Genomic DNA, 25,641 nt, shown 5'->3' on the forward strand with positions numbered 1-25,641 from the left:
CCCTCGGGGCGCTTCCTGAGATAATGAGGGCACATCTCTTCGGGATTTCCCGCCATGCCCAACCGCCTCGCTCAAAGTCCCAGCCCTTATCTTCGCCAGCACGCCGACAATCCGGTGGATTGGTACCCCTGGTGCGAGGAAGCCCTGGCGCGGGCCCGCGCCGAGGACAAGCCCATTCTGCTCTCCATCGGCTATTCCGCCTGCCACTGGTGCCACGTGATGGCCCACGAGTCCTTCGAGGACCCGGAAGTGGCCGAGCTCATGAATCGCGACTATGTGAACATCAAGGTGGACCGGGAGGAGCGCCCCGACCTGGACCAGATCTACCAGACCGCCCACGCCATGCTCACCGGCCGTGCCGGCGGCTGGCCCCTCACCGTGTTCCTCATGCCCGACGACCACACGCCCTTTTTCGCCGGGACCTACTTCCCCAAGACCTCCCGCTACAACCTGCCCGGCTTCAAGGACATCCTGCCCCGAGTGGCGGAGGTCTATCGCACCCAGAAGGAAGAGATCCGTCGGCAGAACGCGGCCCTGCTTGAGGCCCTGGCCGGCACCCTGCCCCCTTCTCCCGCCGGCCGCCCCGCGTTCGACCCCGCCCTCACCCGCCGGGCCATCGGGGAGCTGGCCGCCCTCTTCGACGAGGTCCATGGGGGCTTCGGCACGGCGCCCAAGTTCCCTCACCCGGCCGAGCTGGAGCTGTGCCTTTCCCGCTACGGCACCGAAGGGTCGGGGGTAGGGCTGGAAATGGCGCGCCTCACCCTCACCCGCATGGCCGAGGGAGGCATCTATGACCAGATAGGCGGCGGCTTCTGCCGCTACAGCGTAGACCAGTTCTGGACCATCCCCCACTTCGAGAAGATGCTCTACGACAACGGGCCCCTGCTCGCCCTGTACGCCGACGCCTGGCTGGTCGCCAGGGAGCCCCTCTACGAGCAGGTGGTGGCCGACACCGCCGCCTGGGTGATGCGGGAGATGCAGTCCCCCGAGGGGGGCTACTATTCCACCCTAGACGCCGACTCGGAGCACGAGGAAGGCAAGTTCTATGTGTGGGACCGGAACGAAGTCGCCGCCCTCCTGACCGAAGAAGAGTACGCCGTGGTGGCCCCCTACTACGGCTTCGACCGGCCGCCCAACTTCGAGAACAAGCACTGGCATCCCCGGGTCGCCAAAAGCCTGAAGCTGGTCGCCGAGCAGGCCGGAATGCCCTTGGAGCGCTGCCGGGAGCTCCTCGCCTCGGCCCGCAAGAAGCTCTTCGCCCACCGGGAGCGCCGGGTGCGCCCGGGCCGGGACGAAAAGATCCTCACGAGCTGGAACGGCCTCATGATCCGGGGCATGGCCCGGGCCGGGCGGGTATTCCGCCGTCCCGAGTGGATTGCCTCGGCCCGGCAGGCGGCCGACTTCCTGCGCACGCGCCAGTGGCGCGACGGGCGCCTGCTGGCCGCTCACAAGGACGGCACGTCCTACCTCAACGCCTATCTCGACGACTACGCTTTCCTTCTTGAAGGGCTCCTGGAGCTTCTTCAGGCCGAGTTCCGCCCCGTGGACCTCGCCTTCGCCCGGGATCTCGCGGAGACCCTCCTCGCCCGCTTCGAAGACCCCAAGGACGGGGGCTTCTTCTTCGTGAGCCACGACCACGAGCGGCTGATCCTGCGGCCCAAGCCGGGCCCTGACCAGGCGATCCCCTCCGGCAATGGGGTGGCGGCCCTCGCCCTGCTCCGGCTCGGCCACCTGCTGGGAGAGCACCGCTATCTGGAAGCCGCGGAGCGGACCTTGGCGCTCTTCTATCCCGCCATGAAACGCCAGCCAAGCGCCTTCGCCACTCTGCTGCGTGCCATGGAGGAGCTCATCGCCCCGCCCACCGTGGTGATCCTGCGGGGGGAAGCCGCCGAGCGCATCCGTTGGCAGGCGGTGCTGGACGAGGTCTACGCCCCCCACCGGCTAACCCTATCCATCGGTGATTACCCCGACCTTCCTCCCACCCTGGGGCGCCCGGTCATGGGAGCGGTCAACGCCTGGGTGTGCGAAGGCGTTAAATGCTTGCCTGCCATCACCCGGGTGGAAGAGTTGCGCCGTGTTTGCAACCCGCAGAAAGTCATCTAATATTCGGTTGTTCTGATCGTCAACCCCAGGGAGCACAAAGGAGAAGCGGATGAAAAGCGTGTTGATCGGTATCTTAGGCGCCGCCGGCTTGATGGCCGCGGGTCTCGCCCAAGCCCAGGAGGCCAAGGAGCTCGCTCAGAAAAGCGGTTGCCTCGCCTGTCATGCCGAGGACAAGAAGCTGGTGGGGCCCTCGATGAAGGAAATCGCCAACAAGTATCGGGGCCAGAAGGACGCCGTGGCGAAGCTCTCGGAAAAGGTGAAGAAGGGCGGCGCCGGCGTCTGGGGCCAGGTGCCCATGCCCCCCCATCCTCACCTGAAAGACGAGGACATCAAAAAGATGGTGGAGTGGTATCTCGCCCACAAATAAGCGCCATTCCATCCCCTGACGAAGGCCGGCCTGCGCCGGCTTTCGTTTTTGGGCCGGCCGTCACCGGCCAAATTGACAGCCTACGGGTGAGCCCCGATAATCAGCCATCCTTAAGTCTCGGATTTTGAAGGTCCGGTGTCCCGCCGGGTGACCTCAATCGTAAAACCCGAGGAGCAACCCCATGAGTCGTGCCCATCCCCTGCGCCTGTTGGTCCTTGGTTTCGCTCTCCTCACCCTCGCCGCCTGCGGCAAGAAGGAGGAGGCGCCGCCTCCCCAGGCCCAGGCCCCCGCGCCCCAGGCCGCCCAGGAAGTGGTGGTCAAGATCGGCCTGGCCGCGCCCCTCACCGGGCCCCAGGCCCACATCGGCCAGGACATCAAGAACGGCGCCCAGCTCGCCATTGACGACCTGAACACCCGGGGCGTCGAGATCGGCGGTAAGAAGGTGAGATTCCAGTTGATCGCCGAGGACGACGAGGCGAACCCCACCAAGGCCACCACGGTGGCCCAGAAGCTGGTGGATTCCGGCGTCGTGGCGGTGGTGGGGCACTTCAACTCCGGCGCCTCCATCCCCGCCTCCAAGATCTATTCCGACGCCGGCATTCCCCAGATCTCCCCCTCCTCCACCAACCCCAAGTACACCCTGCAGGGCTTCAAGACCACCTTCCGCGTGGTGGCCCACGACGACCAGCAGGGACCGGTGGATGCCCGGTTCGCGGTGGAGAGGCTCGGCGCCAAGCGCATCGCGGTGATCGACGACTCCACTGCCTACGGCCAGGGGCTGGCGGACGCCTTCGCCGCGACGGCCAAGAGCCTGGGCGCCGAGATCGTGGCCCGGGAGCACACCACCGACAAGGACACCGACTTCAAGGCCATTCTCACCCGGATCAAGGGCAAGAACCCGGACCTCGTGTTCTTCGGCGGCATCGATCCCCAGGCGGGCCCGATGAAGAAGCAGATGGCCGAGCTGGGCATCAACGCCAAATTCATGGGCGGCGACGGCATGCAGACCCCCAATTTCATCAAGCTCGCGGGCGAGGCGGCCGAAGGCGCCATGGCCTCCATCCCGGGCTTGCCCAAGGACAAGATGCCGGGCGGCAAGGAGTTCCTCGAGCGCTTCAAGCAGAAATTCGGCGTGGAGGTGGAACTCTTCGCCCCCATGGCCTATGACGCGGTGATGGTGTTCGCCGATTCCATGAAGCGCGCTGGCTCCACCGATCCGGCCAAGTTCCTGCCCGAAGTGGGCGAGACCCAGTACCAGGGCGTGATCGGCCCCATCGCCTTCGACGAGAAAGGGGACCTGAAGGACGGCCCCATCACCATCTACGTGGTGAAGAACGGCCAATGGGAGCCCCTCGAGACAGTAACGCCCACCGCGGCGGCGCCGGCAAAGCAGGCCGAGGCGCCGGCTCCGCCCCAGGCGGTGCAGAAATAATCGCCCTTAAGATCGCGGCACCCTTCGGGTGCCGCGAGCGCCCTGCCCGGATATTTCACGAGGAACTCGGGGGGATGGCGCGGGGCCGGACGAGAGAGGCTTCGCGTAGCCGACAAAGCCCATGGCGAAGCCCACGGGCGAGGACAGCAAGTGCAAGATGGCCGCCCCGCCCCCGCCATGACCCGAGTAGCCCGACTGGACAAATCGCACCTTCGTTCTCCGTACACCAAGGCGCTGATCCTATGTGGCTTAGGTCCATCCCAGGGGCGTCTTCGTGAAATATCCGGGTTAACCGTGGACGTCTTTCTCCAGCAGCTCGTCAACGGCCTGATCCTCGGCAGCATCTACGCCATCGTGGCGCTGGGCTACACGATGGTGTACGGGATCATCGGCCTCATCAACTTCGCCCACGGCGACATCGTCATGGTGGGCGCGCTGGTGGCCTGGACCGTGTGCACCGCCCTGGCGGGCAGCGCCGTGCCCGCCCCCCTCATCCTCCTCGCGGCGGCGGGGGCGGCGATGGTCGTGTGCATGACCTTGGGCGTGTCCATCGAGCGGGTGGCGTACCGGCCCCTGCGCCGCGCGCCGCGGCTGGCGCCCCTCATCACCGCCATCGGTATGTCGATCCTGCTCCAGTACAGCGCCGCCCTCATCTGGTCGAAGCAGTATCTGGCGCTGCCGGCCATCCTCCAGCCCACCATGTACACCGTCGCCGGGGCGACCGTCACCGACCTGCAGGTCTTCATCTTCCTGCTCGCCTGCGCTCTGATGGCGGCCCTCGCCTGGTTCATCAAGCGCACCAGGATCGGCAAGGCGATGCGGGCCACCGAGCAGAACCGGGACGTGGCCGGGCTCATGGGCATCGACGTCAACCGCATCATCGCCTTCACCTTCCTGGTGGGCTCGGGCTTGGCCGCCATCGCCGGGCTGATGGTGATCCTTTATTACGGCATCGGCCATTACTTCATGGGCTTCATGCTGGGGTTGAAAGCCTTCACCGCCGCTGTGCTGGGAGGCATCGGCAAGGTGAACGGGGCCATGCTGGGCGGCATGCTGCTGGGGGTGGTGGAGGCCCTCGCCTCGGGCTACATCGGGGATCTCACCGGCGGCTGGCTGGGCAGCAACTACCGGGACGTCTTCGCCTTCCTGGTGCTGGTGCTGGTGCTGGTGCTGCGCCCCTCGGGCTTGATCGGCGGGCCCGTCTCCGAGCGGGCGTAAGGACGGGCCATGACGGTGCTCGCGGGAAACCATCCGGGGCTCAAACGGCTCGCCTTCACCGGCGTGGCCGTGGCGCTCGCCGTTCTGCCTTTCCTCGTCGACGCGACCCTGGGGCGCACCTGGGTGCGCATCGTGGACGTGGCGCTCCTCTACGTGATGCTCGCCCTGGGGCTCAACATCGTGGTGGGGTTCGCGGGGCTCCTGGACCTCGGCTACATCGCGTTTTTCGCGGTGGGCGCCTACAGCTACGCCCTCCTCGCCTCGCCCCAGTTCGACATCCACGCCTCCTTCCTGGTGCTGCTGCCCCTGGGAGCGTTTCTCGCGGCGGTGTTCGGAGTGCTGCTGGGAGCCCCCACCCTGCGGCTGCGGGGCGATTACCTCGCCATCGTGACCCTGGGGTTCGGGGAAATCATCCGCATCTTCCTCAACAACCTGAACCGGCCGGTCAACATCACCAACGGCCCCCTGGGCATCACCCTCATCGACCCCATTTCCCTGGGGGGCATCTCCCTGAGCAAGACCTACGCTCTGGGGCCCCTCACCTTCTCTCCCGTGCACAGCTATTACTACGTGTTCCTCTTGTGCGCGCTCGCTTCCATCGTGATCTCGGTGCGGCTGGAAGACTCCCGCATCGGCCGGGCCTGGATCGCCATCCGGGAGGACGAGCAGGCGGCCAAGGCCATGGGTATCAACACCCGCGACGTAAAGCTCCTCGCCTTCGCCATGGGGGCAACCTTCGGCGGCGTGGCCGGGGGCCTGTTCGCCTCCTTCCAGGGGTTCATCAGCCCCGAGAGCTTCACCCTGCTCGACTCCATCATGGTGCTGTGCATGGTGGTGCTGGGCGGCATGGGCAACGTGGGCGGGGTGGTGCTGGGGGCGGCGCTGCTTACGGCGCTGCCCGAGGCCCTGCGCTACGTGGGCCCCCTGCAGCAGGCTTGGTTCGGGCAGGTGTTAGTGGACCCGTCCGACCTGCGCATGCTCATGTTCGGCCTCGCCCTGGTGCTCATGATGCTGTTCCGCCCGGCGGGTCTGTGGCCGTCGAAGATCCGCAAACGCGAGCTCGCCACCGCCGCCGAATGACCGCGCTGCTCGAGGCCCGGGGCATCACCAAACGCTTCGGCGGCCTGGAGGCCCTCTCGGGTGTCTCCCTCACCGTGCAGCGCGGCGAGATCTACGGGCTGATCGGCCCCAACGGCGCCGGCAAGACCACCTTCTTCAACGTGCTCACCGGCTTCTACACGCCAGACGCCGGGGAGATCCACTTCGAGGGCAAGCCCCTGGACGTGGGCACGCCTCACCGGGTGGCCGCCGCCGGCATCGCTCGCACCTTCCAGAACATCCGCCTGTTCGCCAACATGACCGCGCTGGAGAACGTCATGGTGGGCCGGCACGCCCGCTCCCGCGCTGGGGTCCTGGGGGCGGTGCTGCGGGACCGGGCCACCCGGCGGGAAGAAGCCGACATCCACGCGCGGGCCCTCGCGCTCCTTCGCTACGTGGGCATCGAGCACCACGCCAACAACCTGGCCCGCAACCTCCCCTACGGGGACCAGCGCAAGCTGGAAATCGCCCGCGCCTTGGCCCTGGAGCCCCGGCTCCTCGCCCTGGACGAGCCGGCGGCGGGCATGAACGCCACCGAAACGGCGGAGCTGCGCTCCCTGTTGGAACGCATCCGCCGCGACGGCGTCACCCTGCTCTTGATCGAGCACGACATCAAGCTGGTGATGGGCCTGTGCGACCGGGTAGCGGTCCTGGACTACGGCAAGAAGATCGCCGAAGGCACGCCCGCCGAGGTGCGGGCGGACCCAGCGGTGATCGAGGCCTACCTGGGCGGGAGCCTGGCGTGAACGTGCTGGAGGTGCGCGGCCTCAAAGTGGCCTACGGCCAGATCCTGGCGGTGAAAGGCATCGATCTCTCGATCCGGGAGCGGGAGCTGGTGGCGCTGATCGGCGCCAACGGGGCGGGCAAGACCACCACCCTCAAGGCCCTAGCCGGCATGATCCCGCCCGCCGCGGGGGAAATCCGCTACCTGGGCAGGCCGGTGACGGGCAAGCCTTCCTTCGAGCTGGTGCGGGAAGGGCTCGCCCTCGTGCCCGAAGGGCGCCAGGTGTTCGGCAAGCTCACGGTGGAAGAGAACCTGGAGCTGGGCGCCTACGCCCGCAGCGACGGCCCGGGCATTCAGCAGGACCTGGAGCGGGTCTACGGGCTCTTTCCCCGCCTCAAGGAGCGCCGGCGCCAGACCGCCGGCACCCTCTCCGGCGGCGAGCAGCAGATGCTCGCCATCGGCCGGGCCCTCATGAGCCGCCCCAAGCTCCTGCTCCTGGACGAGCCCAGCATGGGCCTCGCCCCCCTCATGGTGCAGCGGATCTTCGAGGTGATCCGGGAAATCTCCCGGGAAGGCGTCACCCTCCTGCTGGTGGAGCAGAACGCCCGCCTCGCCTTGGAGCTCGCCGACCGGGGCTACGTGATGGAAAGCGGTCTCATCACCTTGTCCGGGCCCGGCGCGGAGCTGCTCGGCAATCCCCAGGTGCGCCACGCTTACCTGGGTGAATGAAGTTTTACCCGTCCCTCAAGATCCAGGCAGCAGGCCTGTCAGATTGAGAAATACCAGCCCGATCGCCACCGGCGCCAGATACCTGGCTGCGAGGCGCCAGGCCTTGAACCAGCCCTCGTTGAGGTCCAGCTCCTCGCGGGCATGGGTGTGTCGCATCACCCAGGCGCCGAAGACCACGATGGCGAGCCCGCCCAGAGGCAGGAGAATGTTGGAGGCCAGGTAGTCGAGGGCGTCGAAGATCGAGAGCCCGAAGATCCTGAGCCCTTCCCATACGTTGAAGGAAAGAAGCGCCGCCACGCCCGCGAGCCACACCACGACGCCGAAGACTGTGCACGCCCGCCCGCGCGCGAGGCGCAGGTTCTCCACCATCCAGGCGACTCCCGGCTCGGCGATGGAGATGGCCGAGGTCCAGGCGGCGAAGACCACCAGTAGGAAGAACAGGGTGCCCAGCACCGAGCCGCCGGGCATGGCGCCGAAGGTGATGGGCAGCGTCTGCATGACGAGACCCGGTCCCGCCGCGGGCGCCATCCCGTGGGCGAAGACGATGGAGAAGACCGCCAGCCCTGCGAGCAAGGCGAAGGCGGTATCGGCGGTGGCGACGTACACCGATACCCGGACAATGGAGATGTGACGCTGCAGGTACGACCCGTAGACCATAACCGCCCCCATGCCCAGGCTCAGGCTGAAGAACGCCTGGCCCATGGCCGCCAGCACCACCTGGGGGGAGATGCGGGAGAAATCCGGATCGAACAGGAAGGCGGCGGCGCCCGCCATGTCGCCCCGCGCGAGCCCGTAGCCCACCAGCACCAGGAGGATCGCGGCGAGGGCCGGCATCATGATCTTGGTCGCCCGCTCCAAGCCCCGGGTGACCCCATAGGCCACCACCCCCATGGTGAGAAACATGAAGACGATATGCCACAGGGCGAGCTCGTAGGGGCTCGCCAGCAAGGCCCCGAACCCCGCTTTGGCCTCCTCCGGGCCCATGCCGTGGAAGCGTCCCGCCCCTGCGCGGATCAAGTAGTCCAACATCCAGCCGGCCACTACGCTGTAAAAGGACAGGATCACCGCCCCGGTGAAGACGCCCAGGATACCCACCAGCTTCCAGGCCCGGGGAGCGCCCGCCTCCCGCGCCAGCCGCTCCATGGCGGCCACCGGGTTGCGCTGGGCCCGCCGTCCCAGCATGATTTCGGTCATCATCACCGGGAGCCCCACCAGGACGATGCAGGCCAGGTAGACGAGGACGAAGGCGCCTCCCCCGTTTTCCCCCGTCATGTAGGGAAACTTCCAGATGTTGCCGAGACCGATCGCCGAGCCGGCGGTGGCCAGCACGAAGGCCCAGCGGTTGGACCAGTGGGCCCGGTGGGCCGCCTGCGCAGCCATGGCCATCCCCTTGCCTCCTATGACTGAAACGGCCGCATCGAGACGGGTTCAGTTGTTCAACGCTTGCAACGGCGCAGGAATGCGCCCGCCGCGCCGCACGAAGGCCCGGCTCGAGAGGGTATGGACCGCCATCACCGGGGCGCGTCCCAGCAAGCCCCCGAACTCCACCCGATCGCCCACGCCCTTGCCCGGCACGGGGATCAGGCGCACCGCGGTGGTCTTGCGGTTGATCATGCCGATGGCCGCCTCGTCGGCGATGATGGCGGCCAGAGTCTCGGGAGGCGTATCGCCGGGGACGGCGATCATGTCCAGCCCCACGGAGCACACGCTGGTCATGGCTTCCAGCTTGTCGAAGGTGACGCTCCCCAGGGCCGCCGCCTCCATCATGCCTGCGTCCTCCGACACGGGAATGAAGGCCCCCGAGAGCCCGCCCACGTAGCCCGAGGCCATGGCGCCGCCCTTCTTCACCGCGTCGTTGAGCAGGGCCAGCGCCGCGGTGGAGCCGTGGGCGCCCACCCGCTCTAATCCCATCGCCTCCAGAATGCGCGCCACACTGTCGCCGGCGGCGGGCGTAGGGGCGAGGGATAGGTCCACCACACCGAAGGGCAGTCCCAGCCGCTCGGAGGCGGCCCGCCCCACCAGCTCTCCCATGCGCGTCACCTTGAACGCGGTGCGCTTGATGATGCCGGCCAGCTCGCCGAAATCGGCGCCGGGCTCCTTCTGCACCGCGGAGAGCACCACGCCGGGGCCGGAAACGCCCACGTTGACGACCCCGTCCGGCTCGCCGATGCCGTGGAAGGCGCCGGCCATGAAGGGATTGTCGTCCACGGCGTTGCAGAAGGTGACCAGCTTGGCGCAGCCGATCCCGTCGCGGTCGCGCGTCGCGCGGGCCGTCTCGGCGATGACTTCGCCCATCCAGGCCACGGCGTCCATGTTGATGCCGGCGCGAGTGGAGGCCACGTTCACCGAGGCGCAGACGCGCTCCGTGGTGGCCAGGGCCTCGGGGATGGAGCGGATGAGGGCCATATCCCCCGGGGTCGCGCCCTTCTGCACCAGGGCCGAATAGCCGCCCAGGAAATTGACCCCCACCTCCGCCGCGGCCCGGTCCAGGTAGCGGGCGATGCGAGGGTAGTCCCCGGTGCCGCTCGCCTCCGCGACCAGCGCCACGGGGGTGACCGCCACCCGCTTGTGGACGATGGGAATGCCGTACTCCTGCTCGATGGCCTGGGCCACCGCCGTGAGCCGGCCGGCCACCCGACAGATCTTGTCGTAGGCCCGGCGGCCCAGGGTGTCCAGATCCGGATGGGCGCAGTCGCGCAGCGAAATGCCCAGGGTGATGGTGCGAATGTCGAGATTTTCCATCTGCACCATGCGGATGGTCTCGATGATCTCCTGAGCGGAAAAGCGCGTCATGGCCGCAATGTCTCCGGGAGCGCCTCAAATGCGGTGCATGTACTTGAACACGTCCTCGTGCTGGGCGTCGATGCGCAGACCCATCTCCTCCCCTTTGGCCGTCAGGCGCCGCTTGATCTCCTCCAGGGGCACGTTCGCCTGGGAAAGGTCCACCATCATGATCATGGCGAAGAACTCCTGGAGGGTGGTTTGGGAGATGTCCAGGATGTTGGCGTTCGCCTCGGCCAGGATGGTGGCGACGGCGGCGATGATCCCGACCCGGTCCTCACCGGTCACGGTGACGATGATGCGGTTGCTCTTCGGCATGGAGGCTAGATCCATTCCCTGGGCTTGAGGAATTCCTCGTAGAGCCGGGCCTCCGGCGTGCCCGGCGAAGGCTGCCAGGCGTAGCGCCAACGCACTACGGGCGGCAGGGACATGAGGATGGACTCGGTGCGGCCGCCGGACTGGAGCCCGAACAAGGTGCCCCGGTCGTAGACCAGGTTGAACTCCACGTAGCGCCCGCGCCGGTACGCCTGGAAGTCCCGCTCCCGCTCCCCGTAGGGAAGCCCCCGGCGGCGCTCCACGATGGGCAGATAGGCTTCGAGAAAATGGCCGCCCACGCTTTTCACGAGGGCGAAGCAGCGCTCGAAGCCTCCCTCGTTCAAGTCGTCGAAAAAAATCCCGCCGACGCCCCGCGGCTCGCCCCGGTGCCGGAGGTAAAAATACTCATCGCACCAGCGCTTGAACCGGGGGTAGTACTCGGAACCGAAAGGGGCGAGGGCCTTGCGGCAGGTGGCGTGGAAATGCCGGGCGTCCTCCTCGAAACCGTAGTAGGGCGTCAAATCCATGCCGCCGCCGAACCACCAGACAGGCTCGGCACTCGCATCCGGCCCGATGGGACCCTGGGCGCAGAAAAAGCGCGTGTTCATGTGCACGGTAGGCACGTACGGGTTGCGCGGGTGCAGCACCAGGGAGAGGCCCATGGCCTGGAAGGTGCGGCCCGTCAGCTCCGGCCGGCGCTCGCTCGCGGAGGGCGGCAGCCCCGAACCATGGACGTGGGAGAAGGCCACCCCGCCCCGTTCGAATACCCGCCCCTCCTCCATCACCCGGGTATCGCCCCCGCCGCCATCGGGGCGCTCCCACAGGTCGCGCCGGAACCGCTCCCCGTCCACCGCCTCCAGGGCGGAGACGATCTCCTCCTGGAGGGAAGTCAAAAACCCTTTGACCGCTTCGAGCTCCATGGAACCTGATCCGGCGGCTTCATCCGCTTGGGTCGTGCGAAAGGCGGCGCACGGCTCAGCCGCGCCTCGCCCCCGCGGTGCGGGGACGGATCGCCCGGTGGCCGATGTCCCGGCGCATTTGCACGCCGGGAAAGCGGATTTGCTCCGCGACCTGATACGCCCGGCGCTGGGCGAGCTCGATGTTGTCCCCCAGGGCGGTCACGGTGAGCACCCGCCCGCCGGCGGTCACCAGGGCGCCGTCCTTCATCGCCGTGCCGGCATGGAACACGTGGAAATCGGGCTCCGGCGCAAGAATCCCGGTGATGGGGTCTCCCTTGCGGGGATTGTCGGGATAGCCTGGAGCGGCCAGGACCACGCCCAGGGCGGCGCGGCGATCCCACTCGGCCTCCGCCTGGTCCAGGGTGCCCTGGACCCCGTGCTCCAGCAGGGTCACCAGGTCGGTCTTGAGCCGGAACAGGACCGACTGCGCTTCCGGGTCGCCCAGCCGGCAATTGAACTCCAGCACCTTGACCTGACCGCTCGGGCCGATCATGAGGCCGGCGTAGAGAAAGCCCACGTAGGGCTCGCCCTCCGCCGCCATGCCCTGGACCGCCGGCTGGATCACCTCCCGCATGATGCGGGCATGGACCTGGGGGGTCACCACCGGTGCGGGGGAGTAGGCGCCCATGCCTCCGGTGTTCGGCCCCCGATCACCGTCCAGGAGACGCTTGTGGTCCTGGCTAGCGGCCAGGGGCAGCACGTTCTTGCCGTCCGCCATGACGATGAAGCTCGCCTCCTCGCCCTCCAGGAAGTCTTCGATGATCACCCGGTGGCCGGCCTCTCCCAGCCGATGGTCCCGCAGCCAGGCGTCCACCGCGGCATGGGCCTCCTGGGCGCTCAGGGCCACCACCACGCCCTTGCCCGCCGCCAGCCCGTCCGCCTTCACCACCAGGGGCGCGCCGTGGCGCTCGATGTAGGCGTGGGCGGTATCCGCGTCCGTGAACGCCTGGTAGCCGGCGGTGGGAATGCCATGGCGGGCCATGAAGCTCTTGGCGAATTCCTTGGAGCTTTCGAGCTGGGCGGCGCGGCGGGTGGGACCGAAGATCTTGAGCCCCTCGGCCCGGAAGGCGTCCACGATGCCTTCGGCGAGGGGCGCCTCGGGTCCCACCACCGTGAGGGCGACCTCTTCCCGCCGGGCGAAGTCCGCCAGCTCGGGAATGCGGGTCAAGGCTACGTTCTCGACCCCTTCCTCCAAGGCCGTGCCCGCGTTGCCCGGCGCCACGAACACCTTGGGATTACGGGGAGAGCGGGCGAGCTTCCACGCCAGGGCATGCTCCCGCGCGCCGCCGCCGACCACCAGGATCTTCATCGTGCAATCCTGAAGCTCAATGGCGGAAATGCCGCACGCCGGTGAACACCATGGCGAGGCCCCGTTCGTCGGCAGCGGCGATCACCTCCTCGTCCCGCAGGCTGCCGCCCGGCTGGATGACGGCGGCGGCCCCGGCGTCGGCCACCACGTCCACACCGTCGCGGAAGGGGAAGAAGGCGTCGGAGGCCACCACCGAGCCGGCCAGGGAAAGCCCGGCGTTCTGGGCCTTGATGGCGGCGATGCGGGCGCTGTCCACCCGGCTCATCTGCCCTGCGCCCACCCCCAGGGTGCGCCCGCCGCCCGCGAACACGATGGCGTTGGACTTGACGTACTTGGCCACCCGCCAGGCGAACAGCAGGTCCTTGAGTTGCCGTTCCGTGGGCTGCCGGCGGGTCACGGTCTTGAGCTGGGCCGGGGTGACGTTGAGGACGTCCGGCGATTGCACGAGCAGCCCGCCACCCACCCGCTTGAGATCCAGGGCGTCGTGCTCGCCGCCGGAAGGCGCGAGGAGCACCCGGATGCCGCTCTTGGCGCGGAAGATCTCCAGGGCGGCGGGTTCGGCGTCGGCGGCGATCACCACTTCCACGAACTGCTGGGTCACGGCCTCCGCCGCGGCCCGGTCGATCGCCCGGTTGAAGGCGATGATACCGCCGAAGGCGGAGGTGGGATCGGTAGCGAAGGCTTTGGCGTAGGCCTCCGCCGGCGTCGCGGCCACCGCCACCCCGCAGGGATTCGCGTGCTTGACGATCACGCAGGCCGGCTCGTCGAAGGTCTTCACGCACTCCCACGCCGCATCGGCATCGGCGATGTTGTTGTAGGAGAGCTCCTTGCCCTGCACCTGGCGGTAGCCCGCCAGGGCGCCCTCAGGCACCCTGAGCTCCCGGTAGAACGCCGCCCGCTGGTGGGGGTTTTCCCCGTAGCGCAGGTCCTGCACCTTCTCGACGCACAAGTTGAGCTGGCCGGGAAAGTCGTCCCGGGTGCCGTCCAGGTGGGTGGCCGTCAGATAGTTGCTGATGGCGGCGTCATAGGCGGCGGTGTGGGAAAAGGCCTTGCGGGCAAGCCGGTAGCGGGTCTCCAGGCCGAGGGCCCCGCCGCTCGATTCCATTTCCGCCAAGATGGCCGGGTAGTCCGCCGGATCGGTCACCACCGCCACGTGCTGGAAGTTCTTCGCCGCCCCGCGCACCATGGAAGGGCCGCCGATGTCGATGTTCTCGATCGCCTCCTCCAGGGTGCAGCCGGGGCGCGCCACGGTGCCGGAAAAGGGGTAGAGGTTGACCACCACCAGGTCGATGGGGGCTATCCCCGTGGCCGCCAGCGCTTTCATGTGCTCCTCCAGGTCGCGCCGTGCCAGGATGCCGGCGTGGATCTTCGGGTGCAGGGTTTTCACCCGCCCGTCCAGCATCTCGGGGAAGCCCGTGTAGTCCTCCACGGCGGTGACCGGGATGCCCGTCTCCGCCAGAAGCCTGGCCGTGCCGCCGGTGGAGAGGATGCGCACCTGGAAGCGGGCGAGGCCCCGGGCTAGCTCCGCGAGGCCCGTCTTGTCGGAAACGCTGATGAGCGCCTGTTTGATGATAGTCATGGAACGCCTTGGCTGAGGAATGGTGGGCGGCCGGCGCGGGGAGAAAGGGATGCGGCGGCGCCCGCTACTTGAGGCGGTAGGCTTTCATCTTCTTGCGCAGGGTGTTGCGGTTCAATCCCAGGAATTCGGCGGCCCGGGTCTGGTTGCCCTCCGAATGGCGCAGCACCGTCTCGATGAGGGGTTTCTCTACGCAACGAATGACCATGTCATAGATACCGCAGGGCTTCTCTCCGTCCAGGTCCTTGAAATATCTTTCGATCGCGCGGCGCACAATGCGATCGATTTCGTTTTCGTTGATCATGGGCGAACTCCCTCCCCCGGGACTGGCGCCTGTGCCGGCGCACTCGTTCGGCGACCCGCGGATCCGCGAAGCGGAAATGCGAGCTGTCAGGGGAAAGGCAAAGATTGTAGCCGGATCGCAAGGCGAGGAAAAGTTCCGTGGAAAAATCGCTTCTACAGAAAAAGCTACAGCGCTCGCGGGCCGAAGATCATGCGCCGGGCAAGAAACCGTCTCGCCGGCGGCAGGAGACCGAGCCCCGCCAGTCCCGCAGTGCGACCCCAGCGCATCAGCAGGTTGGCGTTGGAATACACGCGCACCAGAGTGTCGGTAAAAGCTACACCCGCCCCCACGTCCAGCGAGCGCCTCCGCCGGTAGCGGTGGAGATGGGCGGGGTCGCCGATTTCGTCGCGGGGCGCTTGCGCCAGGTGCTCGGCCAGTTCCCACGCATCCCGCAACCCCAGGTTGAGACCCTGGCCCGCCACGGGATGCAAGGTGTGGGCGGCGTTGCCCACCAGCACGGTGCGCGGACCCACGATGTCCCGCGCCCGGCGCAGGACCAGGGGAAAGACCGCGCGGCCTTCCACCGTCCGGAAGCGTCCCAGGCGGTGGCCAAAGCCTTCCTGAAGCGCGGCGCAGAAGGCGTCCGGCGCGAGCGCCGCCAGCGCTGCCGCTCGTTCGGGCCCAGTGGTCCAGATCAGGGCGTAATCGTTCACGCAGGGCAGTAGAGCCACCGGGCCTTCCGGGGTGAAGCGCTCGAAGGCCACGCCCGAAGGAGCGCTGTCCGCCCGCACCCGCGCCGTGAGGGCGGACTGACGGTAGTCCCGGCTCGCGATTTCGAAACCCAGCCGCCTGGCCGTGGCGCCCCCGTCCGCCACCGCGAGCAACCGCGCCCGGAACGCTCTCGGCTCGTCCCGGTGGCGGAACCCCACCGCCACGCCGTCGTGACAGGCCTCGATCCGGGGCTCGCCGACGCCGGGCAGGTAGAGGAGGGCGCGAGTGGCTTGCAGGCGTTCGGCGAGGGCCGCCATGAGCCGCCCGTATTCCACGGTGTAGCCCAGGACGGGCACACCGGCCTCGGCGCCAGTCAGCTCGACCCGGGGCCAGGCGCCCTGTTCCGACACGTGCACCACCCGGATGGGGGAAACCTCCCGCAAGAGGGGCCAGACGTACAGCCGCTCCAGGAGCAGCCGGCTGCCGTGGGACAGGGCGAGGACCCGGGGGTCCTGCTGCGCCTCCTCCAGACCCCGGGTGTCCAGGGTCACGACCGAGAGGCCGCGCCGCGCCAGGGCCAGGGCCAGGGCGGCGCCCACCGGCCCCGCGCCCAGCACCGCCACGTCCACCGAAGGCGGGGCGGAAGAGGAGAGGAGCGCGTCCACGGAGCGGAAACCCCAGCCCGATTCAGGCCGCCGCCGGGCGGGCCATCAGCGCCTCGATCTCGGCGACGGTCTTGGGAGCATCCCGGGTGAGCACCTCGCACCCTTCGGCCGTCACCGCCACGTCGTCCTCGATGCGCACACCGATGTTCCAGAAGGCCTGGGGCACGTCGTCGGCGGGGCGGATGTAGCAGCCGGGCTCCACGGTCAAGGTCATGCCCGGCACGAGGGGCCGCCATTCGCCTTCCCGCTTGTAGTCGCCGGCGTCGTGCACGTCTAGCCCCAGCCAGTGGCCGGTGCGGTGCATGTAGAAGCGCCGGTAGGCTTCCTTCTCCAGCACCTCGTCGCGGGAGCCGGCGAGCAGCTTGAGATCGATCAGCCCCTGGGCCAGCACCTCCAGGGCCGCCCGGTGGGGCGCGTCCCAGCGGTTGCCCGGCTTCACCGCGGCGATGGCGGCCGCCTGGGCGGCCAGTACCAACTGGTACACGTCCCGCTGGGCGCCGCTGAAGCGCCCGTTCACCGGAAACGTCCGCGTGATGTCGGAGGCATAACCGTCGAGCTCGCAGCCGGCGTCGATCAGCAGCAGGTCCCCGTCCTTGAGGGGCGCGCAGTTGGCCACGTAGTGCAGCACGCAGGCGTTGGCCCCGCCGGCCACGATAGGGGGATAGGCCGGCGTCTGGGCGCCCTGGCGGCGGAACTCGTGCAGCAGCTCCGCTTCCACCTGGTACTCGTTCAGCCCCGGGCGCACGAAGCCCATGGCGCGCCGGTGGGCGGCGGCCGAGATGCGGGCCGCCCGGCGCATGAGGGAAAGCTCGTGGGCGTCCTTGACGAGCCGCATCTCGTCCAGGATCGCGCGCACGTCCTTGAGCTCGGAGGGAGCGGCCACACCGCTGCGTGCCTTCGCCCGCACCGCGTTCACCCAGCCCACCGCCCGGGCGTCCCACGCCGGGTCCTGGCCGATGGGGTAGAACAGGGCCGGCCGATCCGCCAGCAATTCCTCCATCGCCGCGTCCAGCCCGCCGATGGGGCGCGCCTCGTCGAAGCCGAAGGCTTCCCGGGCCCCCTCGGGCCCGTAGCGGAACCCGTCCCAAACCTCCTTCTCCGGATCTTTCTCCCGGCAGAAGAGGATGGACCGGGGCGCGTCCCCGGCAACGAGCACCAGCACCGCCTCGGGCTCGGTGAAGCCGGTGAGGTAATAGAAGTAGCTGTCGTAGCGGTAAGGGTATTGCGTGTCCCGGTTGCGCAGCCGCTCCGGCGCCGTGGGCACCACGGCGACGCCCCGCCCCAGGTGGCGGGCGAGCCGCTCCCGGCGCTCCCGGTAGAGGGAGATTTCCGTCATCGCTTGACCTCTCGCAGGAAAATTATATGGGCCCAGAAACTCAGTCCTCGTTCCCTGGCCCGCGGTTCAACGCTTCCAGGGTCGAGGCCCAACGGTTTTCCAGGGGCCGCAGTCCCTCCACCAGCGCTTCCAGCCGGCGGATCGCCGCTACGAGCGCTTGCGCCTCTTCGCCGCCGTCCACTTCTCGGGCTTGAGTCTCCAGTTGGGCCAGGCTCTCTCGCAGAGCCAGGGCGCTCGCCAGGGCGTTCTTGAGCTGCTCCCGGGGATGCGGGATCCAGGCCCGGTCCGCCCCCAGGGAGCGCAACCGCTCCCCCACCTCCAGCGCCCGCTTGCGCAGCCGGGTCGTGGCCCCGAGGCGGGAAGACTTCACGTCGCCGAACACCGCCAGCTCCATGAGGGCGAGCCACGCCGAACGCGCCTCGGCGAGCCAGGCCCGGTCCAGGGTCACCACCGCGTACACTTCGCCCGGTTCCATCAGCGCGGCTCTTCGGTTGCGAGGGCCTGGGCGAGGGCCAGCCGCTCGGGGGTACCCACGTCCACCCAGCGCCCGGGGTGATGCAGGCCCCGCACCCGCCCCGCCGCTGCAGCCGCCTTGAGACGCGGGCCCAGGGGCGCTTTAGCGCCGGGAGCGATGCCGGCGAAGAACCGGGGCCGGTAAAGCCCGATGCCGCTGTAGGTGAACCGGGGCGATCCTTCGATCTCCACTCGTCCTTCAATCAGGGCAAAATCGCCTTCCGGGCGATGGGACGGGTTGTCCACCAGCACCAGGCAGGCGTCCCATGGGGAGGGCAAGACCCGTTCCACGTCCACGAGCCGGGCGAAATCGAAGTCGGTATAGACGTCCGCGTTCACCAGCAGGAAGGGCGCCTCCCCCAGCAGGGGCAGAGCCAGGGCGACACCGCCGGCGGTTTCCAGGGCTTCAGGCTCCCGGGAGTAGGCGATCCGCGCCCCGTAGCGGGCGCCGCTGCCCAGCCGCTCTTCGATCTGGGCGCCCAGGTGGGCATGGTTCACCACCACGTCCCGCACGCCGCAGGCCGCCAGGCGTGTGAGGTGCCACTCGATGAGGGCCCGGCCGCCCACTTCCAGCAGGGCTTTCGGCAGCCGGTCGGTCAGGGGCCGCATGCGCTCGCCCCGGCCCGCCGCCAGGATCATGGCCTTCAAAAGCTATACCCCACGCTGAGGGCGCGTCCTTCCAGGTCGTCCAGCAGCCGGGCGAGGAGCGCGAGCTCCCGGTAGCGCCGGGCCACCTCCCGGGCGTAGGCCACGAACCGGGGCGTGTCGGCGAGGTAGTGGGGCTTGCCGTCGCGGTAGCAGATGCGGGCGAAAATGCCGAGCACCTTGAGGTGCCGCTGCAGCCCCATCCACTCGAAGCTGCGGTAGAAGGCGGCGAAATCGGGATCGACGGGAAGCCCCTCGGCGCGCGCCTTCTCCCAGTAACGGATGGTCCAGTCGAGCACCCGCTCCTCGGGCCAGCTCACGAAGGCATCGCGGAATAGGGACACCACGTCGTAGGTGAGGGGGCCTTCCACCGCGTCCTGGAAGTCCAGCACGCCCGGGTTGGGATCGCTCACCATGAGGTTGCGGGGCATGTAGTCCCGGTGCACGTAGACCCGCGGTTGCGCCAGCGCGCTCCCGATCAGCAGGCGGAAGATGGCCTCCAGCGCCTCCCGCTGGCGCGGGTTCAAAGCTAGCCCCAAGTGCCGCCCCACGTACCACTCGGGAAAGAGCTCCATCTCCCGCCGGAGCAAGGCCTCGTCGTAGGGGGGCAGCACCCCCGGGCGGCTCGCCCGCTGCCACTTGAGCAGGGCCTCCACCGCGTCCCGGAACAAGGCGTCGGCGTTGTGGTCGTTCAGCACGTCCAGGTAAGTTTGCGTGCCCAGGTCGGCGAGCAGCAGGAAACCCTGGGCGAGGTCCTGGGCGAGGATGGCGGGCGCGTGTACGCCCGCTCGGCGCAGCAGCTCCGCCACGCGAACGAAAGGCCCGCAGGGCTCCTTGTCCGGGGGCGCGTCCATGGCGATCCAGCTCTCCCTGTCCGAGCGGACGCGGAAGTAGCGGCGGAAGCTGGCGTCGCTGGACGCCGGCTCGAGGTGGAGACGGCGTCCGGGCAAGACTTCAGCCAGCCAGGCGTTCAGCCGTTCGAGTCTCTCCATGGCAGGGCGCGCGGGCGATTGCGAATCCGATGGGTTTGTGCGATTTTAGCACCTTGCCTGCCGACAAAATCCCAATAATGCAGATGCTTATGCGGCCGGTGGCGATTGCGGTCGCGTGCCTCTTCGTTCCTACCGCGCATTCCCAACCCATCGGCCTGCCGAAGCTGGCCGTGGACCCGGCCCTCCTCGCGCCCGCCGAAGCTCCGCCGTCGGGCGATCAGTCTCCACCGCCGGCCCCTGCGACACCTCCGCCGCCGGCGCCTTCCCCGCAAGCCGCACCCGCGGCTCCGCCGACCCCTAGCGGCGTCGCGCCCACCGGCGAAAAGCCCGTGGTGGTGGAAGCCGACCGCATCGAAGGCATTGGCCAGCGGGAAGTGCGCGCCGAGGGCAACGCTATCCTGCGACAGGACGACCAGAGCCTTTCCGCCGATCTGATCATCTACCATCCGCCGCGGGAGGACGTGTTCGCCCTCGGCAATGTGGTGGTACAGCGCGGCGGCAACGTGGTGCGGGGCCCCCGCCTGGAGTTCAACCTGGAGTCCCAGACCGGGCAGATGGAAGCGCCCGTCTACCAACTGGAGCTCAACAACGCCCGGGGCGACGCCCAGCTCTTCCTGTTCGAAGGAGAGAACCGCTACCGGGCAAAACGGGCGAGCTACACCACCTGCCCGGTCAACCGGGACGACTGGTACCTGCGGGTGGCGGACCTGGAGATCGACCGCAACGCCAACATCGGCGTCGCGCGCAACGTCTGGCTGGAGTTCCAGAGCGTGCCGATCCTCTACTCACCCTACGTGGACTTTCCCCTGGGCAAGGAGCGCAAGTCCGGTTTTCTCCCGCCGGTCATTGGCACCACCACCCAGGGTGGGGCGGAGGTCACCCTGCCCTACTACTGGAACATCGCGCCGAACCGGGACGCCACCATCGCCCCCCGCGTCATCGCCCGGCGGGGATTGATGCTGGCCAACGAGTTCCGCTACCTGGAGCGCGGCTACCACGGGGAAGCCAAGGTGGACGTCCTGCCCGACGACCAGGTGAGCGGGCGCGACCGCTGGGCGCTGCTGCTGCAGCACGCCCACGCCTTCAGCCCGCAACTGGGGGGCGCCGTCAACTTCCAGCGGGTCTCCGACGACAATTATTTCCGCGACCTGGCCAGCTCCGTGACCCTCACCTCCCAGACCAATCTGCCCCAGGAGGGCATGCTCAGCTACGCCGGCGAGGGATGGACGGCCATCGCCCGGGCGCAGAAGTACCAGACCCTGCAGGACCCCCTGGCGCCCATCACGCCGCCCTACGACCGCCTGCCCCAGCTCGCGGTGCAGGGGCTGAAGCCGGATGTCTTGGGCGCCGACCTGGGCCTCAACGCCGAGGCGGTGCGCTTCGAACATCCGACGCTGGTGACCGGTGGCCGCCTGGTCGCCTATCCCACGCTAAGCTACCCCATGCGCGCCTCCTTCGCCTATCTCGCGCCGAAGGCGGGGCTTCACTACACCCGCTACGACCTGGACCGCTCCGGGCCCGAGGCGAGCCCAAGCCGCAGCGTGCCGATCGGCAGCGTCGACGCCGGCCTTTTCCTGGAGCGACACTTCAGCGCCTTCGGCCAGCGCTTCCTGCAGACCCTGGAACCCCGGCTGTTCTATGTCTACGTGCCCTTCCGCGACCAGGACCGGCTGCCCAACTTCGACTCGGCGGACGCGGATTTCAATTTCGCCCAGATCTTCACCGAGAACCGCTTCACCGGCTCCGACCGGATCGGGGACGCGAACCAGGTCACCGTCGCCCTCACCTCCCGGCTCCTGGAGCCGGACTCGGGCGCGGAGCGGCTGCGCTTTGCCCTGGGCCAGCGCTTCCGTTTCGAGAAGCCCCGGGTGCAGCTCGCGAGCCCCATCAGCCCGAGCAACCGCTCCGATCTGCTGGCGAGCCTCGGCGGCCAGCTGACCCAAAGCTGGCTGTTCGACGCCAGCATGCAGTGGAACCCGAGCGACAACGAAACCGAAAAGCTCAATTTCTACGCCCGCTACCACCCGGCGCCGGGGAAGGTAGCCAACGTGGGTTATCGCTTCACCCGCAACGCCCTGGAGCAGGTGGACGTGTCCGCCCAGTGGCCCCTCGGCAGTCGGTGGCAGGGGGTCATGCGCTATAATTATTCGCTGCGCGAAAGCCGGGTGCTGGACGCCCTGGCCGGACTGGAGTACGACGCGGGCTGCTGGTCCATCCGGTTCGTCGCCCACCGCATCGCAACCGCCGTGGACCAGGCCTCCAACGCGTTCTTCGTCCAGCTCGAATTCACCGGGCTCGGCAAGATCGGCGCGGATCCGCTCCACGTGCTGCGCTCGAGCATTCCCGGATTCACCGAAGTGGACCTGTACCGGGAGCAATCCGCCGGCGAGCGTTAGCGCCCCCTATGGCATCTTTTCGAGGGTTTCGATCGCCTATGGCAATTCCTACCCTGTTCCTTGCACTCGCGGTTTTCACCGCCACCTTCGCCGCTGGCCCACCGGCCTTGGGGGCCGAGCGCATCCAGCTCCTGGACCGCATCGTGGCGGTGGTCAATGAGGAGGTCATCACCCAGGACGAGTTGGACCGGCGCCTGGAACTGGTGAAAAAGCAGCTCGCCCGCCAGGGGACGGCGCTACCGGACTCGGAGGCGCTGCGCCGGCAGATTTTGGAGCGTCTGATCATGGACCGCATCCAGGTGCAGTACGCCCGGCAGACGGGATTGCGCATCGACGACTTCCAGCTCGACCGGGCGATCGCGGCCATCGCGGAGCAGAACCGCATGACCGTCGCCCAGTTCCGCGAGGTGCTCGCCCGGGACGGGGTGGACTACGCCGATTTCCGGGAAGAGATCCGCAAGGAAATGATCCTCGCCCGGTTGCGGGAGCGGGAGATCGACAGCCGGATCGCGGTGAGCGAAGGGGAGATCGACAACTTTCTCGCCACCCAGGCCACCCAGATCACCGGGGGCGAATACGCGGTATCCCACATCCTGGTGCGGGTCCCGGAGCAGGCCACCAGCGGCGAGATCCAGGCCCGGCGCGCCCGGGCGGAAGCGGCCCTGGCGGAGCTCAAGACGGGCAAGCCCTTCGCCCAGGTGGCCGCGGTATATTCCGACGCCCCGGACGCCCTGCAAGGAGGTTACCTGGGCTGGCGCCCCCTGAGCCGGCTGCCGGAGCTATTCGCCGAAGCGGTGGTAAAGCTCAACCCCGGGGAGGTGAGCGACATCCTGCGCAGCCCTAACGGCTTCCACATCCTGCGGCTGGAGGACCGGCGCGGTCCCGGAGCCCCGGCGCAGGTCACCCAGACCCGCGTGCGGCACATCCTGGTGCGCCCAGGGGAAACCTTGTCCGAGGACGAGGCCCGCAATCGCCTCCTGCAGTTGCGAGAGCGAATCGTGAACGGGGCCGACTTCGCCGAGCTGGCGCGCCTGCACTCGGAGGATCCCAGTGCTTCCCAGGGCGGAGACCTGGGCTGGGTGAGCCCCGGCGACACGGTGCCCGCCTTCGAGCGGACGATGGAAAGCTTGCAGCCCGGGGAAGTGAGCGAGCCGGTGAAAACGCCCCTGGGCTGGCATCTGATCCAGGTGCTGGAGCGGCGCACGGGAGACATGACCAAGGAGCGGGAACGGGTCCTCGCCCGCCAGTCCATCAAGGCCCGCAAGGCGGACGAGGCGTACGAGGAATGGCTGCGCCAGTTGCGGGACCAGGCCTACGTGGAGGTCCGGCTCGAGGGTTGAGCGGGTGAACACCGTGCGGCAGGCGTCCCCCCTTGCTTTCACCCCCGGTGAGCCCGCCGGGATCGGTCCCGATCTGGCGGTGCTGCTCGCCCATGAACCGCCGCCGGCACCCCTGGTGGTCATCGCGGACCGGGACTTGCTGGCGGAGCGGTCCCGGGCCCTCGGCCGGCCGATCGAGATCGCGGATTACCCGCCTGTCCCGGGAAGCCCCCTCCTTCCCGGTCGGCTCGCCGTGCTCCACGTCCCTCTCGCCGCCCCCAGCCGGCCGGGCCGGCTGGATCCGGCCAACGGTCCCTATGTCCTCGCCACCCTGGACCGGGCCATCGCCGGCTGCCGCTCGGGGGAATTCGCCGCCCTAGTAACGGGCCCTGTGCACAAGGGCGCAATCAACGAAGCCGGGATCCCCTTCACCGGTCACACCGAGTACCTGGCCCAGGCCACCGGCACCCAGCGAGTGGTCATGATGCTGGTGGGAGCCGGCATGCGGGTGGCCCTAGCGACCACCCACCTGCCCCTGCGGGCGGTGGCGGAGGCCCTCACCCCCCAGCTCCTGGAGGAGACCCTGCGAGTGCTCCACACCGAGCTAGCGGACCGGTTCGGCATCACCGAACCCCGCATCCTGGTGGCCGGACTCAACCCCCACGCGGGGGAGGGCGGGCATCTGGGCCGAGAGGAGTTGGAGGTGATCGTCCCCGTGGTGGAGAGGCTGCGGGCCGAGGGGATGCGGCTCAGCGGACCGCTGCCCGCCGACACCCTGTTCAACCCTCCTGTGCTGGCCCAGGGGGACTGCGTGCTAACCATGTACCACGACCAGGGCCTGCCGGTGCTGAAACACGCTTCCTTCGGTCAGGCCGTCAACGTCACCCTGGGGTTGCCCATCGTGCGCACTTCCGTCGATCATGGCACGGCCCTCGATCGCGCGGGCACGGGCGAGGTGGGCCCAGGCAGCCTGCGGGCCGCCATCGCCTTGGCCTGGCGGCTCGCCGCGCGGGAGAAGGCGGGCCGCCCGTCCTGAGGCCCCGAGGCGCCGGTGCCCGTTCACCGCAAGCGTTTCGGCCAGCATTTCCTGGTCGAGCCCCGGGTAATCCAGCGCATCGTGGACGCCGTGCACCCCCGGCCGGGGGAGCGCCTGGTGGAGATCGGGCCCGGCCGGGGGGCCCTCACCGAGCCGCTCCTGGAGCAGGCGGGCCGCTTGATCGTGGTGGAAATCGACCGGGATCTGGCGGCGGCGCTGCGGGCCCGCTACCCTGAAGGGCGGCTCGCCGTGCACTGCACCGACGCCCTGCGCTTCGACTTCGGCGCCCTGGGCGACGACCTGCGGCTCGTAGGCAACCTTCCCTACAACGTCTCCACGCCCCTTCTGTTTCACCTGGAGCGATTCGCCCGGGAGGTGCGGGACATGCATTTCATGCTGCAGAAAGAGGTGGTGGAGCGCATGGCCGCCGCCCCCGGAACCGCCCAATACGGCCGGCTTTCGGTAACGCTCCAGTACCGCTTCCGCATCGAGCGGCTGTTCGACATCGGGCCCCGGGCCTTCAGGCCCGCTCCCCAGGTGCACTCGGCCTTCGTGAGACTCGTCCCTTATCGGGAACTCCCCCATCCGGCCAGGGTAGAGGGGCTCTTCCGGGAAATAGTGACCGCCGCCTTCAGCCAGCGGCGCAAAATGCTAAGAAACGCCATGGGCGCATACCTGGAGGAAGCCGACTGGGCCGCCCTGGGGCTGGATCCCCGGCGCCGGCCCGAGACTCTGGGCGTGGCCGAGTTCGTCGCCGCCGCCAATCGGGTGGCGGAGCGGCGCGGTCTTGCCCGGGAAGCAGGATCGGCAGGCTAGCCCGGCGGGACAAATCACGCCTGGGGGTTTTAGCCCAATTCGATGCCTTGCCTACCGGCACCTCATGTCAGGGGGGTTTTCGTGAAATGTTCGGGCTAGATCTCCACCATCTCGAAGTCTTCCTTGCGCGCCCCGCACTCGGGACAAGTCCAGTTCATGGGCACGTCTTCCCAGCGGGTGCCGGGGGGAATGCCCTCTTCGGGCAGCCCCAGCGCCTCATCGTAGATGAAGCCGCACACGAGGCACATGTACTTCTTGTAGACGACGGTGGTGGATGTTTCGACCATGGAACGGGGTTTTCAGTAAAATAGCTGAATA

The 25,641-nt window shown here is 68.5% G+C and carries 24 protein-coding genes; 11 read left to right on the forward strand and 13 right to left on the reverse strand.

The window, feature by feature from the left end; all coding sequences use genetic code 11:
• Positions 1 to 54 precede the first annotated feature (54 nt).
• The 7 genes from ACTFO6_RS15165 to ACTFO6_RS15195 all read left to right on the forward strand — a co-directional run bounded on the left by ACTFO6_RS15165 (position 55) and on the right by ACTFO6_RS15195 (position 7,671).
• On the forward strand, positions 55 to 2,103 hold the full coding sequence (locus tag ACTFO6_RS15165; RefSeq protein WP_439935281.1) for a thioredoxin domain-containing protein: 2,049 nt from the start codon (positions 55 to 57) through the stop codon (positions 2,101 to 2,103).
• 49 nt (positions 2,104 to 2,152) lie between these two features.
• Positions 2,153 to 2,470, forward strand: coding sequence for a c-type cytochrome (locus tag ACTFO6_RS15170; RefSeq protein ID WP_439935282.1), 318 nt, complete (start codon positions 2,153 to 2,155; stop codon positions 2,468 to 2,470).
• A gap of 181 nt (positions 2,471 to 2,651) precedes the next feature.
• Positions 2,652 to 3,902 (forward strand): branched-chain amino acid ABC transporter substrate-binding protein, encoded by a 1,251-nt coding sequence (locus tag ACTFO6_RS15175; protein ID WP_439935283.1) that lies wholly within the window; start codon positions 2,652 to 2,654, stop codon positions 3,900 to 3,902.
• 294 nt (positions 3,903 to 4,196) lie between these two features.
• Positions 4,197 to 5,120: a branched-chain amino acid ABC transporter permease gene (locus tag ACTFO6_RS15180; RefSeq protein ID WP_439935284.1), complete on the forward strand. Its 924-nt coding sequence runs from the start codon at positions 4,197 to 4,199 to the stop codon at positions 5,118 to 5,120.
• 9 nt (positions 5,121 to 5,129) lie between these two features.
• The gene (locus tag ACTFO6_RS15185) at positions 5,130 to 6,200 is read left to right on the forward strand and encodes an ABC transporter permease subunit (protein ID WP_439935285.1); all 1,071 of its coding nucleotides are present in this window, start codon (positions 5,130 to 5,132) and stop codon (positions 6,198 to 6,200) included.
• Positions 6,197 to 6,964: an ABC transporter ATP-binding protein gene (locus ACTFO6_RS15190; RefSeq protein ID WP_439935286.1), complete on the forward strand. Its 768-nt coding sequence runs from the start codon at positions 6,197 to 6,199 to the stop codon at positions 6,962 to 6,964. The genes ACTFO6_RS15185 and ACTFO6_RS15190 overlap by 4 nt, the downstream gene beginning before the upstream one ends.
• A complete protein-coding gene (locus tag ACTFO6_RS15195) occupies positions 6,961 to 7,671 on the forward strand; it encodes an ABC transporter ATP-binding protein (RefSeq protein WP_439935287.1) in 711 nt (236 codons plus the stop codon). The genes ACTFO6_RS15190 and ACTFO6_RS15195 overlap by 4 nt, the downstream gene beginning before the upstream one ends.
• 15 nt (positions 7,672 to 7,686) lie before the next feature.
• Here the strand turns inward: ACTFO6_RS15195 and ACTFO6_RS15200 are convergent, their stop codons facing one another.
• The 12 genes from ACTFO6_RS15200 to ACTFO6_RS15255 all read right to left on the reverse strand — a co-directional run bounded on the left by ACTFO6_RS15200 (position 7,687) and on the right by ACTFO6_RS15255 (position 19,756).
• Positions 7,687 to 9,051 (reverse strand): sodium-dependent transporter, encoded by a 1,365-nt coding sequence (locus tag ACTFO6_RS15200; protein ID WP_439935332.1) that lies wholly within the window; start codon positions 9,049 to 9,051, stop codon positions 7,687 to 7,689.
• 48 nt (positions 9,052 to 9,099) lie between these two features.
• Positions 9,100 to 10,464, reverse strand: a complete 1,365-nt coding sequence (locus ACTFO6_RS15205) for a PFL family protein (protein ID WP_439935288.1) — start codon at positions 10,462 to 10,464, stop codon at positions 9,100 to 9,102.
• Between the two features lie 24 nt (positions 10,465 to 10,488).
• Positions 10,489 to 10,770 carry an ACT domain-containing protein gene (locus tag ACTFO6_RS15210; protein WP_439935289.1) on the reverse strand — a complete coding sequence of 94 codons (282 nt, stop codon included), beginning with the start codon at positions 10,768 to 10,770 and terminating at the stop codon, positions 10,489 to 10,491.
• Between the two features lie 5 nt (positions 10,771 to 10,775).
• Positions 10,776 to 11,687: an oxygen-dependent coproporphyrinogen oxidase gene (hemF, locus tag ACTFO6_RS15215; protein WP_439935290.1), complete on the reverse strand. Its 912-nt coding sequence runs from the start codon at positions 11,685 to 11,687 to the stop codon at positions 10,776 to 10,778.
• Between the two features lie 55 nt (positions 11,688 to 11,742).
• Positions 11,743 to 13,035, reverse strand: a complete 1,293-nt coding sequence (gene purD / locus ACTFO6_RS15220; RefSeq protein WP_439935291.1) for a phosphoribosylamine--glycine ligase — start codon at positions 13,033 to 13,035, stop codon at positions 11,743 to 11,745.
• 16 nt (positions 13,036 to 13,051) lie between these two features.
• The gene (gene purH, locus ACTFO6_RS15225) at positions 13,052 to 14,608 is read right to left on the reverse strand and encodes a bifunctional phosphoribosylaminoimidazolecarboxamide formyltransferase/IMP cyclohydrolase (protein ID WP_439935333.1); all 1,557 of its coding nucleotides are present in this window, start codon (positions 14,606 to 14,608) and stop codon (positions 13,052 to 13,054) included.
• Positions 14,609 to 14,678: 70 nt separating this feature from the next.
• Positions 14,679 to 14,915: a helix-turn-helix domain-containing protein gene (locus ACTFO6_RS15230; RefSeq protein ID WP_439935292.1), complete on the reverse strand. Its 237-nt coding sequence runs from the start codon at positions 14,913 to 14,915 to the stop codon at positions 14,679 to 14,681.
• 164 nt (positions 14,916 to 15,079) lie between these two features.
• Positions 15,080 to 16,270: an FAD-dependent monooxygenase gene (locus ACTFO6_RS15235; RefSeq protein WP_439935293.1), complete on the reverse strand. Its 1,191-nt coding sequence runs from the start codon at positions 16,268 to 16,270 to the stop codon at positions 15,080 to 15,082.
• A 22-nt stretch (positions 16,271 to 16,292) separates the two neighbouring features.
• Positions 16,293 to 17,606, reverse strand: coding sequence for an aminopeptidase P N-terminal domain-containing protein (locus ACTFO6_RS15240; protein ID WP_439935294.1), 1,314 nt, complete (start codon positions 17,604 to 17,606; stop codon positions 16,293 to 16,295).
• A 40-nt stretch (positions 17,607 to 17,646) separates the two neighbouring features.
• Positions 17,647 to 18,081 (reverse strand): hypothetical protein, encoded by a 435-nt coding sequence (locus ACTFO6_RS15245; RefSeq protein ID WP_439935295.1) that lies wholly within the window; start codon positions 18,079 to 18,081, stop codon positions 17,647 to 17,649.
• Positions 18,081 to 18,767, reverse strand: a complete 687-nt coding sequence (murU, locus tag ACTFO6_RS15250) for an N-acetylmuramate alpha-1-phosphate uridylyltransferase MurU (protein WP_439935296.1) — start codon at positions 18,765 to 18,767, stop codon at positions 18,081 to 18,083. The genes ACTFO6_RS15245 and murU overlap by 1 nt, the downstream gene beginning before the upstream one ends.
• Positions 18,764 to 19,756, reverse strand: a complete 993-nt coding sequence (locus ACTFO6_RS15255; RefSeq protein WP_439935297.1) for an aminoglycoside phosphotransferase family protein — start codon at positions 19,754 to 19,756, stop codon at positions 18,764 to 18,766. Before ACTFO6_RS15255 ends, murU begins: the two co-directional genes overlap by 4 nt.
• A gap of 329 nt (positions 19,757 to 20,085) precedes the next feature.
• Here ACTFO6_RS15255 and ACTFO6_RS15260 point away from each other — a divergent pair, with 329 nt between their 5' ends.
• The 4 genes from ACTFO6_RS15260 to rsmA are packed head-to-tail and all read left to right on the forward strand — an operon-like array spanning position 20,086 to position 25,323.
• Positions 20,086 to 22,152, forward strand: coding sequence for an LPS-assembly protein LptD (locus ACTFO6_RS15260; protein ID WP_439935298.1), 2,067 nt, complete (start codon positions 20,086 to 20,088; stop codon positions 22,150 to 22,152).
• Positions 22,153 to 22,190: 38 nt separating this feature from the next.
• Positions 22,191 to 23,492 (forward strand): peptidylprolyl isomerase, encoded by a 1,302-nt coding sequence (locus ACTFO6_RS15265; RefSeq protein ID WP_439935299.1) that lies wholly within the window; start codon positions 22,191 to 22,193, stop codon positions 23,490 to 23,492.
• Between the two features lie 13 nt (positions 23,493 to 23,505).
• Positions 23,506 to 24,507 carry a 4-hydroxythreonine-4-phosphate dehydrogenase PdxA gene (pdxA, locus tag ACTFO6_RS15270; protein ID WP_439935334.1) on the forward strand — a complete coding sequence of 334 codons (1,002 nt, stop codon included), beginning with the start codon at positions 23,506 to 23,508 and terminating at the stop codon, positions 24,505 to 24,507.
• Between the two features lie 15 nt (positions 24,508 to 24,522).
• Complete coding sequence (gene rsmA / locus ACTFO6_RS15275) at positions 24,523 to 25,323, forward strand: 16S rRNA (adenine(1518)-N(6)/adenine(1519)-N(6))-dimethyltransferase RsmA (RefSeq protein ID WP_439935300.1); 801 nt, start codon at positions 24,523 to 24,525, stop codon at positions 25,321 to 25,323.
• 95 nt (positions 25,324 to 25,418) lie between these two features.
• On the opposite strand, the gene ACTFO6_RS15280 is transcribed toward rsmA, so the two are convergent.
• Positions 25,419 to 25,610 (reverse strand): rubredoxin, encoded by a 192-nt coding sequence (locus ACTFO6_RS15280; RefSeq protein WP_333841272.1) that lies wholly within the window; start codon positions 25,608 to 25,610, stop codon positions 25,419 to 25,421.
• Between the last annotated feature and the right edge of the window lie 31 nt (positions 25,611 to 25,641).

The sequence above is a fragment of the Pelomicrobium sp. G1 genome (genome assembly GCF_051905455.1).
Lineage (GTDB): Bacteria > Pseudomonadota > Gammaproteobacteria > Burkholderiales > UBA6910 > Pelomicrobium.

Coding starts and splice junctions, on each gene's coding strand:
- ACTFO6_RS15165 (WP_439935281.1), top strand. CDS start 55: ATGCCCAACCGCCTCGCTCAAAGTCCCAGCCCTTATCTTCGCCAGCAC.
- ACTFO6_RS15170 (WP_439935282.1), top strand. CDS start 2,153: ATGAAAAGCGTGTTGATCGGTATCTTAGGCGCCGCCGGCTTGATGGCC.
- ACTFO6_RS15175 (WP_439935283.1), top strand. CDS start 2,652: ATGAGTCGTGCCCATCCCCTGCGCCTGTTGGTCCTTGGTTTCGCTCTC.
- ACTFO6_RS15185 (WP_439935285.1), top strand. CDS start 5,130: ATGACGGTGCTCGCGGGAAACCATCCGGGGCTCAAACGGCTCGCCTTC.
- ACTFO6_RS15190 (WP_439935286.1), top strand. CDS start 6,197: ATGACCGCGCTGCTCGAGGCCCGGGGCATCACCAAACGCTTCGGCGGC.
- ACTFO6_RS15200 (WP_439935332.1), bottom strand. CDS start 9,051: ATGGCTGCGCAGGCGGCCCACCGGGCCCACTGGTCCAACCGCTGGGCC.
- ACTFO6_RS15205 (WP_439935288.1), bottom strand. CDS start 10,464: ATGACGCGCTTTTCCGCTCAGGAGATCATCGAGACCATCCGCATGGTG.
- ACTFO6_RS15210 (WP_439935289.1), bottom strand. CDS start 10,770: ATGCCGAAGAGCAACCGCATCATCGTCACCGTGACCGGTGAGGACCGG.
- hemF (WP_439935290.1), bottom strand. CDS start 11,687: ATGGAGCTCGAAGCGGTCAAAGGGTTTTTGACTTCCCTCCAGGAGGAG.
- purD (WP_439935291.1), bottom strand. CDS start 13,035: ATGAAGATCCTGGTGGTCGGCGGCGGCGCGCGGGAGCATGCCCTGGCG.
- ACTFO6_RS15230 (WP_439935292.1), bottom strand. CDS start 14,915: ATGATCAACGAAAACGAAATCGATCGCATTGTGCGCCGCGCGATCGAA.
- ACTFO6_RS15240 (WP_439935294.1), bottom strand. CDS start 17,606: ATGACGGAAATCTCCCTCTACCGGGAGCGCCGGGAGCGGCTCGCCCGC.
- ACTFO6_RS15245 (WP_439935295.1), bottom strand. CDS start 18,081: ATGGAACCGGGCGAAGTGTACGCGGTGGTGACCCTGGACCGGGCCTGG.
- ACTFO6_RS15255 (WP_439935297.1), bottom strand. CDS start 19,756: ATGGAGAGACTCGAACGGCTGAACGCCTGGCTGGCTGAAGTCTTGCCC.
- ACTFO6_RS15265 (WP_439935299.1), top strand. CDS start 22,191: ATGGCAATTCCTACCCTGTTCCTTGCACTCGCGGTTTTCACCGCCACC.
- ACTFO6_RS15280 (WP_333841272.1), bottom strand. CDS start 25,610: ATGGTCGAAACATCCACCACCGTCGTCTACAAGAAGTACATGTGCCTC.